General features: G+C 51.0%; 26 protein-coding genes. 20 read left to right on the forward strand and 6 right to left on the reverse strand.

The window, feature by feature from the left end; genetic code table 11:
* Positions 1 to 4: 4 nt before the first annotated feature.
* The 14 genes from rplR to IM290_RS20965 all read left to right on the forward strand — a co-directional run bounded on the left by rplR (position 5) and on the right by IM290_RS20965 (position 7,162).
* Positions 5 to 358: a 50S ribosomal protein L18 gene (gene rplR, locus IM290_RS20900; protein ID WP_003863297.1), complete on the forward strand. Its 354-nt coding sequence runs from the start codon at positions 5 to 7 to the stop codon at positions 356 to 358.
* A 14-nt stretch (positions 359 to 372) separates the two neighbouring features.
* Positions 373 to 873, forward strand: coding sequence for a 30S ribosomal protein S5 (gene rpsE, locus IM290_RS20905; protein WP_003863299.1), 501 nt, complete (start codon positions 373 to 375; stop codon positions 871 to 873).
* A gap of 6 nt (positions 874 to 879) precedes the next feature.
* A complete protein-coding gene (gene rpmD / locus IM290_RS20910; RefSeq protein ID WP_003863301.1) occupies positions 880 to 1,059 on the forward strand; it encodes a 50S ribosomal protein L30 in 180 nt (59 codons plus the stop codon).
* Positions 1,060 to 1,062: 3 nt separating this feature from the next.
* The gene (rplO, locus tag IM290_RS20915) at positions 1,063 to 1,497 is read left to right on the forward strand and encodes a 50S ribosomal protein L15 (RefSeq protein ID WP_003863304.1); all 435 of its coding nucleotides are present in this window, start codon (positions 1,063 to 1,065) and stop codon (positions 1,495 to 1,497) included.
* Positions 1,498 to 1,504: 7 nt separating this feature from the next.
* Positions 1,505 to 2,836: a preprotein translocase subunit SecY gene (secY, locus tag IM290_RS20920; protein WP_003863305.1), complete on the forward strand. Its 1,332-nt coding sequence runs from the start codon at positions 1,505 to 1,507 to the stop codon at positions 2,834 to 2,836.
* A 31-nt stretch (positions 2,837 to 2,867) separates the two neighbouring features.
* Positions 2,868 to 2,984: a 50S ribosomal protein L36 gene (gene rpmJ / locus IM290_RS20925; protein ID WP_000868187.1), complete on the forward strand. Its 117-nt coding sequence runs from the start codon at positions 2,868 to 2,870 to the stop codon at positions 2,982 to 2,984.
* Between the two features lie 146 nt (positions 2,985 to 3,130).
* On the forward strand, positions 3,131 to 3,487 hold the full coding sequence (gene rpsM / locus IM290_RS20930) for a 30S ribosomal protein S13 (RefSeq protein ID WP_003863308.1): 357 nt from the start codon (positions 3,131 to 3,133) through the stop codon (positions 3,485 to 3,487).
* Positions 3,488 to 3,503: 16 nt separating this feature from the next.
* Positions 3,504 to 3,893 (forward strand): 30S ribosomal protein S11, encoded by a 390-nt coding sequence (gene rpsK / locus IM290_RS20935; protein WP_003863312.1) that lies wholly within the window; start codon positions 3,504 to 3,506, stop codon positions 3,891 to 3,893.
* Between the two features lie 32 nt (positions 3,894 to 3,925).
* Entirely contained in the window at positions 3,926 to 4,546 is a 621-nt protein-coding gene (rpsD, locus tag IM290_RS20940) for a 30S ribosomal protein S4 (RefSeq protein WP_003863314.1), read from the forward strand.
* A gap of 25 nt (positions 4,547 to 4,571) precedes the next feature.
* Positions 4,572 to 5,561 carry a DNA-directed RNA polymerase subunit alpha gene (gene rpoA, locus IM290_RS20945; RefSeq protein WP_002919219.1) on the forward strand — a complete coding sequence of 330 codons (990 nt, stop codon included), beginning with the start codon at positions 4,572 to 4,574 and terminating at the stop codon, positions 5,559 to 5,561.
* 40 nt (positions 5,562 to 5,601) lie between these two features.
* Positions 5,602 to 5,985, forward strand: coding sequence for a 50S ribosomal protein L17 (rplQ, locus tag IM290_RS20950; RefSeq protein WP_001216368.1), 384 nt, complete (start codon positions 5,602 to 5,604; stop codon positions 5,983 to 5,985).
* A 107-nt stretch (positions 5,986 to 6,092) separates the two neighbouring features.
* Positions 6,093 to 6,461, forward strand: a complete 369-nt coding sequence (locus tag IM290_RS20955; protein WP_045339806.1) for a DUF1992 domain-containing protein — start codon at positions 6,093 to 6,095, stop codon at positions 6,459 to 6,461.
* Positions 6,462 to 6,463: 2 nt separating this feature from the next.
* On the forward strand, positions 6,464 to 6,889 hold the full coding sequence (zntR, locus tag IM290_RS20960) for a Zn(2+)-responsive transcriptional regulator (protein ID WP_003863328.1): 426 nt from the start codon (positions 6,464 to 6,466) through the stop codon (positions 6,887 to 6,889).
* A gap of 57 nt (positions 6,890 to 6,946) precedes the next feature.
* The gene (locus IM290_RS20965) at positions 6,947 to 7,162 is read left to right on the forward strand and encodes an alternative ribosome-rescue factor A (RefSeq protein WP_017383729.1); all 216 of its coding nucleotides are present in this window, start codon (positions 6,947 to 6,949) and stop codon (positions 7,160 to 7,162) included.
* Here IM290_RS20965 and mscL read toward each other — a convergent pair whose 3' ends face one another.
* The 5 genes from mscL to def all read right to left on the reverse strand — a co-directional run bounded on the left by mscL (position 7,163) and on the right by def (position 11,942).
* Complete coding sequence (gene mscL, locus IM290_RS20970) at positions 7,163 to 7,576, reverse strand: large-conductance mechanosensitive channel protein MscL (RefSeq protein ID WP_003863335.1); 414 nt, start codon at positions 7,574 to 7,576, stop codon at positions 7,163 to 7,165.
* A gap of 146 nt (positions 7,577 to 7,722) precedes the next feature.
* Positions 7,723 to 9,099: a Trk system potassium transporter TrkA gene (gene trkA, locus IM290_RS20975; protein ID WP_003863337.1), complete on the reverse strand. Its 1,377-nt coding sequence runs from the start codon at positions 9,097 to 9,099 to the stop codon at positions 7,723 to 7,725.
* Positions 9,100 to 9,121: 22 nt separating this feature from the next.
* Positions 9,122 to 10,408 (reverse strand): 16S rRNA (cytosine(967)-C(5))-methyltransferase RsmB, encoded by a 1,287-nt coding sequence (gene rsmB, locus IM290_RS20980; RefSeq protein ID WP_045907658.1) that lies wholly within the window; start codon positions 10,406 to 10,408, stop codon positions 9,122 to 9,124.
* Between the two features lie 52 nt (positions 10,409 to 10,460).
* A complete protein-coding gene (gene fmt, locus IM290_RS20985; protein ID WP_017693884.1) occupies positions 10,461 to 11,408 on the reverse strand; it encodes a methionyl-tRNA formyltransferase in 948 nt (315 codons plus the stop codon).
* A gap of 24 nt (positions 11,409 to 11,432) precedes the next feature.
* Positions 11,433 to 11,942 (reverse strand): peptide deformylase, encoded by a 510-nt coding sequence (def, locus tag IM290_RS20990; protein ID WP_015571402.1) that lies wholly within the window; start codon positions 11,940 to 11,942, stop codon positions 11,433 to 11,435.
* Positions 11,943 to 12,069: 127 nt separating this feature from the next.
* On the opposite strand from def, the gene dprA reads away from it, so the two are divergent.
* The 6 genes from dprA to IM290_RS21020 are packed head-to-tail and all read left to right on the forward strand — an operon-like array spanning position 12,070 to position 15,853.
* Positions 12,070 to 13,194, forward strand: coding sequence for a DNA-protecting protein DprA (gene dprA, locus IM290_RS20995; RefSeq protein WP_017693885.1), 1,125 nt, complete (start codon positions 12,070 to 12,072; stop codon positions 13,192 to 13,194).
* Complete coding sequence (gene smg / locus IM290_RS21000; protein WP_000460665.1) at positions 13,166 to 13,639, forward strand: DUF494 family protein Smg; 474 nt, start codon at positions 13,166 to 13,168, stop codon at positions 13,637 to 13,639. Before dprA ends, smg begins: the two co-directional genes overlap by 29 nt.
* A 26-nt stretch (positions 13,640 to 13,665) precedes the next feature.
* Positions 13,666 to 14,220, forward strand: coding sequence for a type I DNA topoisomerase (locus IM290_RS21005; protein ID WP_017383725.1), 555 nt, complete (start codon positions 13,666 to 13,668; stop codon positions 14,218 to 14,220).
* Positions 14,213 to 14,785 carry an L-threonylcarbamoyladenylate synthase type 1 TsaC gene (tsaC, locus tag IM290_RS21010; protein WP_017693886.1) on the forward strand — a complete coding sequence of 191 codons (573 nt, stop codon included), beginning with the start codon at positions 14,213 to 14,215 and terminating at the stop codon, positions 14,783 to 14,785. Before IM290_RS21005 ends, tsaC begins: the two co-directional genes overlap by 8 nt.
* 4 nt (positions 14,786 to 14,789) lie before the next feature.
* On the forward strand, positions 14,790 to 15,608 hold the full coding sequence (aroE, locus tag IM290_RS21015) for a shikimate dehydrogenase (protein WP_032104911.1): 819 nt from the start codon (positions 14,790 to 14,792) through the stop codon (positions 15,606 to 15,608).
* Positions 15,605 to 15,853 carry a DUF1488 domain-containing protein gene (locus IM290_RS21020; RefSeq protein WP_015571398.1) on the forward strand — a complete coding sequence of 83 codons (249 nt, stop codon included), beginning with the start codon at positions 15,605 to 15,607 and terminating at the stop codon, positions 15,851 to 15,853. Before aroE ends, IM290_RS21020 begins: the two co-directional genes overlap by 4 nt.
* On the opposite strand, the gene IM290_RS21025 is transcribed toward IM290_RS21020, so the two are convergent.
* Positions 15,829 to 16,383 carry a gamma carbonic anhydrase family protein gene (locus IM290_RS21025; protein ID WP_023295516.1) on the reverse strand — a complete coding sequence of 185 codons (555 nt, stop codon included), beginning with the start codon at positions 16,381 to 16,383 and terminating at the stop codon, positions 15,829 to 15,831. The two genes, IM290_RS21020 and IM290_RS21025, sit on opposite strands and share 25 nt — an antisense overlap.
* Between the last annotated feature and the right edge of the window lie 244 nt (positions 16,384 to 16,627).

A 16,627-nucleotide genomic window follows, 5' to 3' on the forward strand; every position in this document is an offset into this window, starting at 1 on the left:
CACTATGGATAAGAAATCTGCTCGTATCCGTCGTGCGACCCGCGCACGCCGCAAGCTCAAAGAGCTGGGTGCAACTCGCCTGGTGGTACATCGTACCCCGCGTCATATTTACGCACAGGTAATTGCACCGAACGGTTCTGAAGTTCTGGTAGCTGCTTCTACTGTAGAAAAAGCTATCTCAGAACAATTGAAGTATACCGGTAACAAAGACGCCGCAGCAGCTGTAGGTAAAGCTGTCGCTGAACGCGCTCTGGAAAAAGGCATCAGCAATGTTTCCTTTGACCGTTCCGGGTTCCAATATCATGGTCGTGTCCAGGCACTGGCAGATGCTGCCCGTGAAGCTGGCCTTCAGTTCTAAGGTAGAGGTGTAAGATGGCTCACATCGAAAAACAGGCTGGCGAACTGCAGGAAAAGCTGATCGCGGTAAACCGCGTATCTAAAACCGTTAAAGGTGGTCGTATTTTCTCCTTCACAGCTCTGACTGTAGTGGGTGATGGTAACGGTCGCGTTGGTTTTGGTTACGGTAAAGCGCGTGAAGTTCCAGCAGCGATCCAGAAAGCGATGGAAAAAGCCCGTCGCAATATGATTAACGTCGCGCTGAACAACGGTACCCTGCAACACCCAGTTAAAGGTGTTCACACGGGTTCTCGTGTATTCATGCAGCCAGCTTCCGAAGGTACCGGTATCATCGCCGGTGGTGCAATGCGCGCCGTTCTGGAAGTTGCTGGAGTTCATAACGTTCTGGCTAAAGCATATGGTTCCACCAACCCGATCAACGTGGTTCGTGCAACTATTGATGGCCTGGAAAATATGAATTCTCCAGAAATGGTCGCTGCCAAGCGTGGTAAATCCGTTGAAGAAATTCTGGGGTAATTGACCATGGCAAAGACTATTAAAATCACTCAAACCCGCAGTGCAATCGGTCGTCTGCCGAAACACAAGGCAACGCTGCTTGGCCTGGGTCTGCGTCGTATTGGTCATACCGTTGAGCGCGAGGATACTCCTGCTGTTCGTGGTATGGTCAACGCGGTTTACTTCATGGTTAAAGTTGAGGAGTAAGAGATGCGTTTAAATACTCTGTCTCCGGCCGAAGGCTCTAAAAAGGCGGGTAAACGCCTGGGTCGTGGTATCGGTTCTGGCCTCGGCAAAACCGGTGGTCGTGGTCACAAAGGTCAGAACTCTCGTTCTGGCGGTGGCGTACGTCGCGGTTTCGAGGGTGGCCAGATGCCACTGTACCGTCGTCTGCCGAAGTTCGGCTTCACCTCTCGCAAAGCAGCGATCACAGCGGAAATCCGTCTGTCTGACCTGGCGAAAGTTGAAGGCGGCGTTGTAGACCTGAACACGCTGAAAGCGGCTAACATTATCGGTATCCAGATCGAGTTCGCGAAAGTGATCCTGGCTGGTGAAGTTTCTACTCCGGTAACTGTTCGTGGCCTGCGTGTTACTAAAGGTGCTCGTGCTGCTATCGAAGCTGCTGGCGGTAAAATTGAGGAATAAGTAGCAGATGGCTAAGCAACCGGGATTAGATTTTCAAAGTGCCAAAGGTGGATTTGGCGAGCTGAAACGCAGACTGCTGTTTGTAATCGGCGCGCTGATTGTGTTCCGTATTGGCTCTTTTATTCCGATCCCTGGTATTGATGCCGCTGTACTTGCCAAACTGCTTGAGCAACAGCGAGGCACCATCATTGAAATGTTCAACATGTTCTCTGGTGGTGCTCTCAGCCGTGCTTCTATTTTCGCACTGGGTATTATGCCGTATATTTCGGCATCGATTATTATCCAGCTGCTGACGGTCGTTCATCCGGCCCTGGCAGAGTTGAAGAAAGAAGGGGAGTCTGGACGTCGTAAGATTAGCCAGTACACCCGTTACGGCACTCTGGTGCTGGCAATATTCCAGTCGATCGGTATTGCTACCGGTCTTCCGAATATGCCTGGTATGCAGGGCCTGGTATTAAACCCAGGCTTTGCATTCTATTTCACCGCTGTTGTAAGTCTGGTCACAGGGACCATGTTCCTGATGTGGCTCGGCGAACAGATTACTGAACGAGGTATCGGTAACGGTATCTCAATCATTATCTTCGCCGGTATCGTTGCGGGTCTCCCGCCGGCCATCGCCCATACTATCGAGCAAGCGCGTCAAGGCGACCTGCACTTCCTCCTGTTGCTGTTGGTTGCAGTATTAGTATTTGCAGTGACGTTCTTTGTTGTCTTTGTTGAACGTGGTCAACGCCGCATTGTGGTGAACTACGCTAAACGCCAGCAGGGTCGTCGTGTCTATGCTGCACAGAGCACACATTTACCGCTGAAAGTGAATATGGCGGGGGTTATCCCGGCTATCTTCGCTTCCAGTATTATTCTGTTCCCGGCAACCATCGCGTCATGGTTCGGGGGCGGTACTGGTTGGAACTGGCTGACAACAATTTCGCTGTATTTGCAGCCTGGGCAACCACTTTATGTGTTACTCTATGCGTCTGCGATCATCTTCTTCTGTTTCTTCTACACGGCGTTGGTCTTCAACCCGCGTGAAACAGCAGATAACCTGAAGAAGTCCGGTGCATTTGTACCAGGAATTCGTCCGGGAGAGCAAACGGCGAAGTATATCGATAAAGTAATGACTCGCCTGACTTTGGTTGGTGCGCTTTATATTACTTTTATCTGCCTGATCCCGGAGTTCATGCGTGATGCAATGAAAGTACCGTTCTACTTCGGTGGGACCTCACTGCTTATCGTTGTGGTCGTGATTATGGACTTTATGGCTCAAGTGCAAACTCTGATGATGTCCAGTCAGTATGAGTCTGCATTGAAGAAGGCGAACCTGAAAGGCTACGGCCGCTAACTGGTCGCCTGAGAAGTTACGGAGAGTAAAAATGAAAGTTCGTGCTTCCGTCAAGAAATTATGCCGTAACTGCAAAATCGTTAAGCGTGATGGTGTCATCCGTGTGATTTGCAGTGCCGAGCCGAAGCATAAACAGCGCCAAGGCTGATTATTTCGCATATTTTTCTTGCAAAGTTGGGTTGAGCTGGCTAGATTAGCCAGCCAATCTTTTGTATGTCTGTACGTTTCCATTTGAGTATCCTGAAAACGGGCTTTTCAGCATGGTGCGTACATATTAAATAGTAGGAGTGCATAGTGGCCCGTATAGCAGGCATTAACATTCCTGATCAGAAACATGCTGTGATCGCATTAACTTCGATCTATGGCGTCGGCAAGACCCGTTCTAAAGCCATTCTGGCTGCAGCGGGTATCGCTGAAGATGTTAAGATCAGTGAGCTGTCTGAAGAACAAATCGACACGCTGCGTGACGAAGTTGCCAAATTTGTCGTTGAAGGTGATCTGCGCCGTGAAATCAGCATGAGCATCAAGCGCCTGATGGATCTTGGTTGCTATCGCGGTTTGCGTCATCGTCGTGGTCTGCCAGTGCGCGGTCAGCGTACTAAGACCAACGCACGTACCCGTAAGGGTCCGCGCAAACCGATCAAGAAATAATCGGGGTGATTGAATAATGGCAAAGGCACCAGTTCGTGCACGTAAACGTGTAAGAAAACAAGTCTCTGACGGCGTGGCTCATATCCATGCTTCTTTCAACAACACCATCGTTACTATTACTGATCGTCAGGGTAACGCATTGGGTTGGGCAACAGCCGGTGGTTCCGGTTTCCGTGGTTCTCGCAAATCCACTCCGTTCGCAGCTCAGGTTGCAGCAGAGCGTTGCGCTGAAGCCGTAAAAGAATACGGCATCAAGAATCTGGAAGTTATGGTTAAAGGTCCGGGTCCGGGTCGTGAATCTACTGTTCGCGCTCTGAACGCCGCTGGTTTCCGCATCACGAATATTACTGATGTGACTCCGATCCCTCATAACGGTTGTCGTCCGCCGAAAAAACGTCGCGTATAACGCTCGTTTTTTAGGTTAGTTGGAGATAGAAAATGGCAAGATATTTGGGTCCTAAGCTCAAGCTGAGCCGTCGTGAGGGCACCGACTTATTCCTTAAGTCTGGCGTTCGCGCGATCGATACCAAGTGTAAAATTGAACAAGCTCCTGGCCAGCACGGTGCGCGTAAACCGCGTCTGTCTGACTATGGTGTGCAGTTGCGTGAAAAGCAAAAAGTTCGCCGTATCTACGGTGTGCTGGAGCGTCAGTTCCGTAACTACTATAAAGAAGCAGCACGTCTGAAAGGCAACACAGGTGAAAACCTGCTGGCTCTGCTGGAAGGTCGTCTGGACAACGTTGTATACCGTATGGGCTTCGGCGCGACTCGTGCTGAATCACGCCAGCTGGTTAGCCATAAAGCAATCATGGTAAACGGTCGTGTTGTTAACATCGCTTCTTATCAGGTTAAAGCGAATGACGTTGTTAGCATTCGTGAGAAAGCGAAAAAGCAATCTCGCGTGAAAGCCGCTCTGGAGCTGGCTGAGCAGCGTGAAAAGCCAACCTGGCTGGAAGTTGATGCTGGCAAGATGGAAGGTACGTTCAAGCGTCAGCCAGAACGTTCTGATCTGTCTGCGGACATTAACGAACACCTGATCGTCGAGCTTTACTCCAAGTAAAGCTTAGTACCAAAGAGAGGACACAATGCAGGGTTCTGTGACAGAGTTTCTAAAACCGCGCCTGGTAGATATCGAGCAAGTGAGTTCGACGCACGCCAAGGTGACCCTTGAGCCTTTAGAGCGTGGCTTTGGCCATACTCTGGGTAACGCACTGCGCCGTATTCTGCTCTCATCGATGCCGGGTTGCGCGGTGACCGAGGTTGAGATTGATGGTGTACTTCATGAGTACAGCACCAAAGAAGGCGTTCAGGAAGATATCCTTGAAATCCTGCTCAACCTGAAAGGGCTGGCGGTGAGAGTTCAGGGTAAAGATGAAGTTATTCTTACTCTGAATAAATCTGGCATTGGCCCTGTGACTGCAGCCGACATCACCCACGACGGTGATGTTGAAATCGTCAAGCCGCAGCACGTGATCTGCCACCTGACCGATGAGAACGCAGCTATTAGCATGCGTATCAAAGTTCAGCGCGGTCGTGGTTATGTGCCGGCTTCTGCCCGAATTCATTCGGAAGAAGATGAGCGCCCAATCGGCCGTCTGCTGGTCGACGCATGTTACAGCCCTGTAGAGCGTATTGCCTACAATGTTGAAGCAGCGCGTGTAGAACAGCGTACCGACCTGGACAAGCTGGTCATCGAAATGGAAACCAATGGCACAATCGATCCTGAAGAGGCGATTCGTCGTGCGGCAACCATCCTGGCAGAACAACTGGAAGCTTTCGTTGACTTACGTGATGTACGTCAGCCGGAAGTGAAAGAAGAGAAACCAGAATTCGATCCGATCCTGCTGCGCCCTGTTGACGATCTGGAATTGACTGTCCGCTCTGCTAACTGCCTCAAGGCAGAAGCTATCCACTATATCGGTGATCTGGTACAGCGTACCGAGGTTGAGTTGCTGAAAACGCCGAACCTGGGTAAAAAATCTCTTACCGAGATTAAAGACGTGCTGGCTTCACGTGGTCTGTCTCTGGGCATGCGCCTGGAAAACTGGCCACCGGCAAGCATTGCTGACGAGTAACCGGATCACAGGTTAAGGTTTTACTGAGAAGGATAAGGTCATGCGCCATCGTAAGAGTGGTCGTCAACTGAACCGCAACAGCAGCCATCGCCAGGCTATGTTCCGCAACATGGCAGGTTCACTGGTTCGTCATGAAATCATCAAGACGACCCTGCCTAAAGCGAAAGAGCTGCGTCGCGTAGTTGAGCCGCTGATTACTCTTGCCAAGACTGACAGCGTTGCTAATCGTCGTCTGGCATTCGCCCGTACTCGTGATAACGAGATCGTGGCAAAACTGTTTAACGAACTGGGCCCGCGTTTCGCGAGCCGTGCCGGTGGTTACACTCGCATTCTGAAGTGTGGCTTCCGTGCAGGCGACAACGCGCCGATGGCTTACATCGAGCTGGTTGATCGTTCAGAGAAAGCAGAAGCTGCTGCAGAGTAATCTGTAGTAACGTAAAAAAACCCGCCTCGGCGGGTTTTTTTATATCCGCAAAATCTCCACTTATCTACAATATCTGTATCTTTTCTGCTCATCCCCTGGAGTTCATTATGTGGTTGCTCGATCAGTGGGCTGAACGCCATATTTGCGATGCCCAAAACAAAGGCGAGTTCGAAAATCTTCCCGGCAGCGGTGAGCCGCTGATTCTGGACGATGATTCACATATTCCCCCTGAATTACGGGCCGGTTATCGCTTACTGAAAAACGCAGGTTGTTTACCGCCTGAACTTCAGCAACGCAATGAAGCCGTCGAGCTTGCCGATCTGCTTAAAGGCATTCATAAGAATGACCCGCGGTACTCCGAAATCAGTCGTCGGTTGACGCTCATCGAGCTAAAACTGCGCCAGACGGGAATGAATACTGACTTTTTGCATGGTGAATACAGTGAAAGGTTAATGCAAAAAATAAACGAGGAGTAGCCATGTACCGCATAGGTGAACTTGCGAAGCTTGCTAACGTAACGCCGGATACTATCCGCTACTACGAAAAGCAGCAGATGATCGATCATGAGGTCAGAACGGAAGGTGGATTTCGCCTTTATACGGATAACGACCTGCAACGCCTTCGTTTTATCCGCTATGCACGGCAACTCGGCTTCACGCTGGAGTCGATCCGTGAACTGCTGTCGATCCGTATCGATCCTGAACATCATACGTGTCAGGAATCTAAAAGCATCGTTCAGGCCCGGCTGGATGAAGTTGAAGGACGCATTCAGGAGCTGCAAGCCATGCAGCGATCTCTGCAAAGGTTAAATGACGCGTGCTGCGGTACCGCTCATAGCAGTGTTTATTGCTCAATACTGGAAGCTCTTGAACAGGGCGCCAGTAGTGAAACTCAGGGTTGTTGATTTTTTATCAGCCAGGGACTAGACTCCCGCCGACATTAACTATGCTCAGGAGAAATGATGAGCCGCTATCAGCATACTAAGGGACAAATTAAGGATAACGCCATTGAGGCATTGCTTCACGACCCGCTTTTCAGACAGCGTGTTGAGAAGAACAAGAAAGGAAAAGGGAGTTATCTACGTAAAGGTAAACATGCACAACGGGGTAACTGGGAGGCCAGTGGCAAGCAAGCTAATCGCTTTTTTACCACTGGCCTTTCTGTTTCTGTCGCCTGATTAAACGCGGTTGTTCTGCTCTTTTAACAGATCGCGAATTTCAGTCAGTAAGACTTCTTCTTTAGTTGGTGCTGGCGGGGCAGCAGCCGGTTCTTCTTTTTTACGGTTAAGTCTGTTGATAAGTTTGATCGCCATGAAAATGGCAAATGCCACGATCACGAAATCAAATACGTTCTGAATGAATACGCCATAGTGCATTACAACCGCAGGGATATCGCCCTGAGCCTCCCGAAGGGTGAAGGCGAACTGTTTGAAATCAATGCCTCCAATCAACAGTCCTAACGGCGGCATAATAATGTCGGCGACTAATGATGAAACGATCTTACCGAACGCCGCACCAATAATGACACCCACAGCCAAATCCACCACATTCCCGCGCATCGCAAATTCGCGAAACTCTTTAATAAAACTCATTATGTTCTCCTTGTGCCAGCTGACGCCTATAAGTTTAACAAATGATTAGCTAATTGCCATTGGGGATAAATAATCGTTATGAAAAATAAAAGGCATGAAAATTAGAAGGTTAATATTTGGGTGCTCTCGTCTGAGCACCCAAATCATTACAGGAAGAACGGGCTTGGCTGGAATAAACGCTCGACGTCGGTAATAAATTTTTTATCGGTCAGGAACATAATAACGTGGTCACCCTGCTCAATACGTAAATTATCATTGGCGATCATGACATCGTTACCCCGCACTACGGCGCCGATAATGGTGCCTGGTGGAAGTTTAATTTCGTCGATCGCGCGACCAACAACGCGCGACGTCGTTTCATCCCCATGAGCGACGGCTTCAATGGCTTCAGCAACACCACGACGAAGAGACGACACGCCGACAATATCCGCTTTACGTACATGGCTTAGCAGGGCAGAAATGGTGGCTTGCTGAGGTGAAATAGCAATATCAATTACGCTACCCTGTACCAGGTCGACATAAGCCTTACGCTGGATAAGCACCATTACTTTTTTCGCCCCCATACGTTTAGCGAGCATGGCGGACATAATATTCGCTTCGTCGTCGTTGGTGACGGCAATAAAAAGATCAACCTGATCGATATGCTCTTCGGCCAGCAATTCCTGATCCGAAGCATCGCCATAAAACACGATAGTATTCTGAAGCTTTTCAGCCAGCTCCGACGCGCGCTGTTGATCTCGTTCGATGAGCTTCACGCTGTAGTCTTTTTCCAGCCGTCTCGCCAGACCTGCGCCAATATTACCGCCGCCAACCAGCATAATACGTTTATACGGTTTTTCGAGACGCTGAAGTTCACTCATCACCGCACGGATATGCTGAGAAGCCGCAATAAAGAAGACTTCATCCCCGGCTTCGACAATGGTGGACCCTTGCGGACGAATAGGTCTGTCGTGACGGAAAATCGCCGCAACACGCGTATCGATATGTGGCATATGCTCGCGCATTGTCGACAGGGCATTACCAATCAGCGGGCCGCCGTAGTACGCCTTCACGACCGCCAGGCTTACTTTTCCTTCCGCAAAGTTCACAACCTGCAACGCGCCCGGGTACTCAATCAGACGATAAATACTGTCGATAACCAGCTGTTCAGGGGCAATAAGATGGTCGATAGGTACTGCTTCGGAATTAAACAGCTTTTCCGCATCCCGGACATAGTCCGGGGAGCGAATGCGGGCGATGCGGTTCGGTGTGTTGAAAAGCGAGTAGGCCACCTGACATGCAACCATGTTGGTTTCATCAGAACTGGTTACTGCAACCAGCATGTCAGCATCGTCCGCGCCCGCCTCCCGAAGCACACGTGGGTGAGAGCCGTGCCCCTGTACAACACGAAGATCAAACTTGTCCTGCAAAACGCGCAGGCGATCGCCATTGGTATCCACAATGGTGATATCGTTGTTTTCGCCCACGAGATTTTCCGCCAGCGTTCCGCCAACTTGCCCTGCGCCCAGAATGATAATTTTCATCTTTCGTGACCTGTTCTCAACATCACTCTTTGATTAGCTTAGCGTAAAAGAAACCATCACCCTCTTCTGCGCCCGGCAGGTTTTGCAGACCCGGGTGCTCAGGTGTTCCCGTATCATGCAGCGTAGCGTCCGGGGTGCGTTTCAGGAAAGCCGCAATTTGCTGACTGTTCTCTTCCGGAAGAACAGAGCAGGTTGCATACACCAGGGTTCCGCCGGGTTTGAGATGCGGCCAGATGGCATCCAGAATTTCGGATTGCAACTGGGCAAGCTCCTTGATATCACGATCGCGACGCAGCCATTTGATATCGGGATGACGACGAATCACGCCAGTTGCTGAGCAAGGGGCGTCCAGCAAAATACGATCGAACCTGGTATCACCACACCAGTCTGCGGGTTTACGTCCATCGCCTTGCTTAACCTGTGCTTTCATACCCAGACGCTTGAGGTTGTCATAGACGCGTGAAAGACGCTGCTCATCAACATCCACGGCCATCACGCTGGCCTGCGGCGCCACTTCCAGAATGTGTGTTGTTTTCCCCCCTGGCGCTGCACAGAGGTCAAGGATCTGCTCCCCGTCTTTCGGTTCAAGCCAGGTCATGCAGCCCTGAGCGGATGCGTCCTGTACCGTTACCCAGCCCTCTTCAAAACCGGGTAATGCATGTACCGGTGCAGGGGAGGCTAAACGTACCGCATCAGGATAAGCAGCGTGTGTGAAGCCGCTCATTCCGGCCTCTTCCAGCAGGGCCAGCCATGCGTCGCGGGTATGATGGTTACGATTGACGCGTAACCACATCGGCGGACGTTGGTTATTGGCATCAGCAATGTCTTGCCATTGCTGTGGATAGGCTTTTTTAAGGCGATTCAGCAGCCATTCAGGGTGCAGGAAGCGCGCTTCGCTTTGCGCAAATTCTGCCAGCAGTTCGTCCTGCTGACGCTGGAACTGACGCAGCACGCCGTTAATCAACCCTTTCAGCTGGGGACGTTTAATTGAAACGGCACCCTCCACTGTCTCAGCCAGCGCAGCATGAGGTGGAATGCGGGTATGAAGAAGCTGGTAGAAACCGACCATGATCAAATAATGCACGGTACGCTGCTTGCCGCTCATCGGGCGTGACATCAGCTTATTAATTAACCATTCAAGCTGAGAGAGGGTGCGCAGCACGCCAAAGCACAGCTCCTGAAGCAGTGCTTTGTCTTTATCGGAAACCTTTTGTTGCAGTGGAGGCAGGACATTACTCAGTGACTGGCCCTGCTCGATAACCTGCTCAACGGCCTGAGCCGCCATAGTGCGTAGATTTTGTCTTTTCATAACCGTAAAAATAAAAATGCCCGGAAACACCGGGCCTTAAGAGTAAATTTGTTCAGGCAAGGCGATTGCCAGGGATGAACCATTCACGACGGGAATTTAATAGATCCTGCGCGCTCATTGCCTTTTTACCGGCCGGTTGCAGCGATTCAAGATTCAGGATCCCTTCTCCGGTCGCAACCTGGATACCGTTTTTGCTGGCGTCGATAATCGTACCGGGCTCTGCCGAAGTATTGCCGTTAATAACTGAAGCTTTCCAGACTTTCACTGGCTGCTCATCAATCATCAACCAGCTCATCGGCCATGGATTAAAGGCGCGGATACAGCGTTCGAGTTGAGCTGCTGACAGGGACCAGTCGATCCGGGCTTCTTCTTTACTCAGTTTTTCAGCATAGGTCACCTGTGCCTCATCCTGCACTTCAGGTGTCGCTGTATTGTCAGCAAGCTGTTGCAACGTCTCAATCAGCCCCTGCGGACCGAGATCCGCCAGCTTGTCATACAGCGTGGCGCTGGTATCTTCTGCGGTAATGGGACACGCCAGTTTATACAGCATGTCGCCCGTGTCTAAACCTACGTCCATCTTCATGATTGTCACGCCAGTTTCAGCATCGCCTGCCCACAGAGCGCGCTGAATAGGGGCTGCGCCACGCCAGCGTGGGAGCAAGGAACCATGAACGTTAACACAGCCCAGGCGGGGCATATCGAGTACCGCTTTCGGCAGAATGAGGCCGTAAGCCACAACTACCATCACGTCAGCGTTCAGGTCTGCCACTAACTGCTGGTTTTCCTGAGGTCGTAATGATGCAGGCTGGAAAACCGGCAAACCATGCGTTTCTGCCAGCACTTTAACCGGGCCAGGCATCAATTTTTTACCGCGGCCAGCCGGACGATCAGGCTGAGTAAATACGCCAACAATCTGATGACCAGACGATAGCAGCGCGTCGAGATGACGCGCCGCAAAATCAGGGGTACCCGCGAAGATTATACGTAGTGATGTAGACACGTTATTCCTTGTATCCGGGGGGCGTTAAGCGCGAGAACGTAAACGATCCAGTTTCTCAACTTTCTGACGAATACGCTGTTGCTTCAGCGGTGAGAGGTAATCGATAAACAGCTTACCGACCAGGTGATCCATCTCATGCTGAATGCAAATCGCCAGCAGATCGTCGGCTTCCAGCTCAAACGGATTGCCGTCACGATCCAGTGCGCGGATTTTAACTTTTTCGGCACGTGGCACCAAAGCGCGCTGTTCAGGGATAGACAGACAGCCTTCCTCAATACCTGTTTCGCCGCTTTTTTCCAGCATCTCAGGGTTGATCAGCACCAGGCGCTCATCACGATTTTCAGAAACGTCGATCACAATAATACGTTTGTGAATGTCTACCTGGGTCGCGGCAAGGCCAATGCCTTCTTCAGCGTACATGGTATCGAACATATCATCGACGATACGCTGAATTTCTGCATTCACTTCTTTAACCGGTTCCGCGACGATGCGAAGGCGCTCGTCAGGAATATGTAACACTTGCAAAACTGCCATAAATTTCCAGAGTTGTGTTCAGGAGTTGATAAGAATATTACTTCTATTCTAGACAAATCCCCGGTCGATTGACAGCATCAGTGACCAATCGCAAAGATTGCTGAGGCTGCTTATGGCAGGGAAAAGGATGACGTCCACAGAGATATGGTTACGGCTTATAAACATCGGGTCGTTATACGGTGACGCGATGCTGGAGATTGCGCAGAGGCTGCTTCGCCAGGCAACCGTCGATGCTGAAGCTGTCAACGCGTCAGGGCTTTCGCCCAAACATGCCGTAAAGTTTTTTTCGTTCAGTGAGAGTGAGCTTGAACGTAGTCTGGAATGGCTGGAACACACCGACAACCACCTTCTCACAGCGGATGATCCTCGCTTTCCGCCATTGTTACGTTCTATACCTGATTTTCCCGGGGCGCTATTTGTGCGAGGCCGCGTTGACGTGCTTAATAGCATGCAGCTTGCGGTTGTGGGCAGCCGTGCGCCCTCGTGGTATGGCGAGCGGTGGGGGAAAATGCTGAGTGAACAGCTGTCCCAATGTGGCTTTACGATCACCAGTGGCCTGGCTTGCGGCATTGATGGTGTGGCACATCATGCGGCGTTGTCAGCAAAAGGGCGAAGTGTCGCTGTGCTTGGCAATGGTCTTTTTAGTCTCTATCCGCGTCGTCATCACATTCTGGCTGAGCAACTTATCGCTTCAGAGGGGGCGATAGTGTCTGAGTTTTCACTTTCGACATCGCCCAGACCGGGTAACTTTCCACGGCGTAACCGGATCATCAGTGGGTTAAGCCAGGGCGTGCTGGTGGTCGAAGCTGCGATTCGGAGTGGATCGCTGGTTACCGCAAGGTGCGCACTGGAGCAGGGGCGTGAAGTTTTTGCGCTACCCGGCCCGTTGGGGAACCCTGGCTGCGAAGGCCCTCACTGGCTGATAAAACAGGGGGCGACGCTGGTGACCTGTAAAGAGGATATCCTGGAAAATTTGCAGTATGGATTGCATTGGTTGCAGGATGATCTCCAAAAGCGACATATTTCATCGGATCAGGAGGCAGTAGCATTGCCATTTCCCAAGCTCCTGGCTAACGTAGGAGATGAGGTAACACCTGTTGACGTTGTCGCTGAACGTGCCGGCCAACCTGTGCCAGTAACGGTAGCACAGCTACTCGAACTGGAGTTAGCAGGGTGGATCGCAGCTGTACCCGGCGGCTATGTCCGATTAAGGAGGGCATGCCATGTTCGACGTACTGATGTATTTGTTTGAGACTTACATCCACAACGAAGCAGAAATGCAGGTGGATCAGGACAAATTAACACGGGATCTGACCGACGCAGGTTTTGAGCGGGAAGATATTTATAATGCGTTGATGTGGCTGGATAAGTTGGCTGATTATCAGGACGGCCTCGCCGAACCGATGCAGCTTGCTTCTGACCCATTGTCTGTGCGCATCTATACAGCTGAAGAGTGTGAAAGGCTGGATGCCAGCTGCCGGGGATTCATTTTATTCCTCGAGCAGATTCAGGTGCTAAACCTCGAAACGAGAGAGATGGTGATAGAGCGCGTCATGGCGCTGGATACTGCTGAATTTGAACTGGAAGATCTCAAATGGGTGATCCTGATGGTTCTGTTCAACATCCCAGGCTGTGAAAATGCCTATCAGCAAATGGAAGAATTACTCTTTGAAGTGAATGAAGGTATGCTGCATTAATTCTATGTGCAGCAACAAGAGTTGTTATGGCCAAATCAGCACTCTTCACGGTGCATAAAAACGAGCCCTGCCCACAGTGTGGGGCTGAACTTGTTATTCGGTCCGGGAAACACGGTCCGTTTCTCGGTTGTTCACACTATCCGGAATGTGATTATGTCCGTCCCCTGAAAAGCCAGGCGGACGGACATATCGTCAAAATTCTGGAGGGACAGCTTTGTCCACTCTGTGGCGGCGAACTGGCGCTGCGGCAGGGGCGGTTCGGGATGTTTATTGGATGCAGCCGCTATCCGGAATGTGAACATACGGAACAAATTGATAAACCAGATGAAACGGCAATTGCCTGCCCTCAGTGCCAGCGTGGTCAATTGGTGCAGCGCCGCTCTCGTTATGGCAAGACCTTCCATTCGTGCGATCGCTATCCTGAATGCCAGTTCGTTATCAATTTCAAACCAGTAGCGGGCGTCTGCCCTCATTGCGATTATCCGTTACTCATAGAAAAGAAAACCGCGCAAGGCTTGAAACGCTTTTGCGCCAGTAAACAATGTGGAAAGCCGGTTTCGGCGGATCAAATCAGTGAATAATAACCTGCCATCAGGCTCCATCGCGCAGGCGGTGGACATCCTGAAAAAAGAAGAAGTCATCGCCTATCCAACAGAAGCCGTTTTCGGGGTCGGGTGCGATCCTGACAGCGAAGTCGCCGTTAACCGTCTGCTGGCGCTAAAACAGCGGCCTGTCGAAAAAGGATTGATTTTGATCGCTGCGAACTACGAGCAGCTTAAGCCTTATATTGATGATTCCATGCTGACGCCTGCACAGCGGGAAACCATTTTCTCTGTGTGGCCAGGTCCCGTGACGTTTGTCTTTCCTGCACAACCGACAACGCCGCGCTGGCTAACCGGGCGTTTCGATTCACTCGCGGTACGCGTTACCGACCATCCCTTGGTGGTGGAGTTATGCCAGGCATTTGGTAAACCCCTGGTTTCAACCAGCGCCAACCTGACCGGGCTTCCCCCTTGTCGGACAACAGAAGAAGTTCTGGCGCAGTTCGGGAATGATTTCCCTGTAGCCGTGGGTGAAACCGGGGGTCGTCTTAACCCGTCAGAAATTCGCGATGCCTTGACCGGCGAACGTTTTCGCCAGGGATAATGTTATGGAAACCTATGCTGTTTTTGGTAACCCGATCGCGCACAGCAAGTCGCCTCTGATCCATCAGCTGTTTGCAGAGCAATTGCAGATAGATCACCCGTATGGTCGGGTTCTTGCGCCTGTTGATGCATTTATACCGACGCTGAATAGCTTTTTTGATGCGGGTGGTAAAGGTGCAAACGTCACGGTGCCTTTTAAAGAAGAGGCTTTCGGGCGCGCGGATGAGCTGACCGAGCGTGCCTCGCTCGCTGGTGCCGTCAATACCCTTAAGCGGCTCGAAGATGGTCGCCTTCTGGGCGATAACACCGATGGCATAGGTTTACTCAGCGATCTGGAACGACTGTCGTTTATTAAACCAGGCTTTCGGATCCTGCTGATCGGCGCGGGTGGCGCGTCGCGCGGCGTATTGCTTCCTCTTCTTTCGCTAGATTGTGCGGTGACAATCACCAACCGTACCTTCTCCAGAGCAGAAGAGCTGGCGGCGTTGTTCGCACACACAGGCAGCGTAACTGCGGTAGCACTTGACGATCTCGCGAGTCACGAATTTGATCTTGTGATTAATGCCACCTCAAGCGGTATCAATGGAGAGATCCCGGCGATTCCTGCATCCCTAGTTCATTCCCACATCTACGCCTATGACATGTTTTATCAAAAAGGGAAAACGCCATTTCTGACCTGGTGTGAACAACAGGGGGCAAAACACGTGGCTGATGGTCTGGGCATGCTGGTGGGGCAGGCGGCTCATGCGGTGCTACTCTGGCATGGCGTGTTACCTGCTGTAGAACCGGTGATCGAAAAGCTGAAACAGGAACTGATGGCATGAATCAGGCGATTCATTTTCCCGACAGAGAAATCTGGGATGAAAATAAGCAAGCGGTTTGTTTCCCGGTGCTGGTGCATGGAATGCAGCTCACCTGTGCGATTAAAGGGGAGACGTTGCATCAGCGCTTTGGTGGTTCAGATCCGTTAGCGGTCTTTTGCGAAAATCGCTGGGATCTGGAAGAGGAAGCCAGCGATTTGATCCGCGATCAGCAGGAAGACGATCAGGGTTGGGTCTGGTTATCCTGATCCAGATAGTCATTCTTCCATTTAACGTAATTGTTCGCTGAGTATTTCAATCCTTCGATCTCCGCCTCTTTTAGGGGGCGGATCTGTTTAACCGGACTGCCTAAATAGAGATAGCCACTTTCCAGACGTTTGTTTTGCGGAACAAGGCTTCCTGCGCCAATCATTACGTCATCTTCTACTATGACGCCATCCAGCAAAATCGATCCCATCCCAACGAGAACCCGGTTACCGATTGTGCAGCCGTGGAGCATCACTTTATGACCGACGGTGACATCTTCCCCAATGATGAGCGGATTGCCCTCAGGGTTATAAGATGACTTATGAGTCACATGCAGCACGCTGCCGTCCTGAATATTGGTGCGTGCACCGATTGCAACGTAGTTAACATCACCCCGGATCGCGACGAGTGGCCAGATGCTGACATCCTCGGCCATGCGAACATCACCAATGACCACGCTGCTGGTATCGATCATCACGCGATCGCCTTTTTGGGGGAACAGATCTTTATAAGGACGTAATACTGCAAACATATCTACCTCGATACAGATGAGCGCTATTAAAGAAGACTTTGATCGTATTCCTGGATCGAGGCAAGGCAAAATGCGTCAATTTTTAAGCGGATCGGGTGGGTTTTCAGCGAAAAGCACGGAAAATCATCAGTTGGAAAAAAAGATCTAAAAAATACTTGTGCTAAAAACTGGGATCCCTATAATGCGCCTCCATCGACACGGCGGATGTGAATCACTTCACAGACAACCCGGTCGGTTGAAGAGA

The organism is Enterobacter cloacae complex sp. S1, from assembly GCF_014930525.1.
GTDB lineage: Bacteria > Pseudomonadota > Gammaproteobacteria > Enterobacterales > Enterobacteriaceae > Enterobacter > Enterobacter hormaechei_C.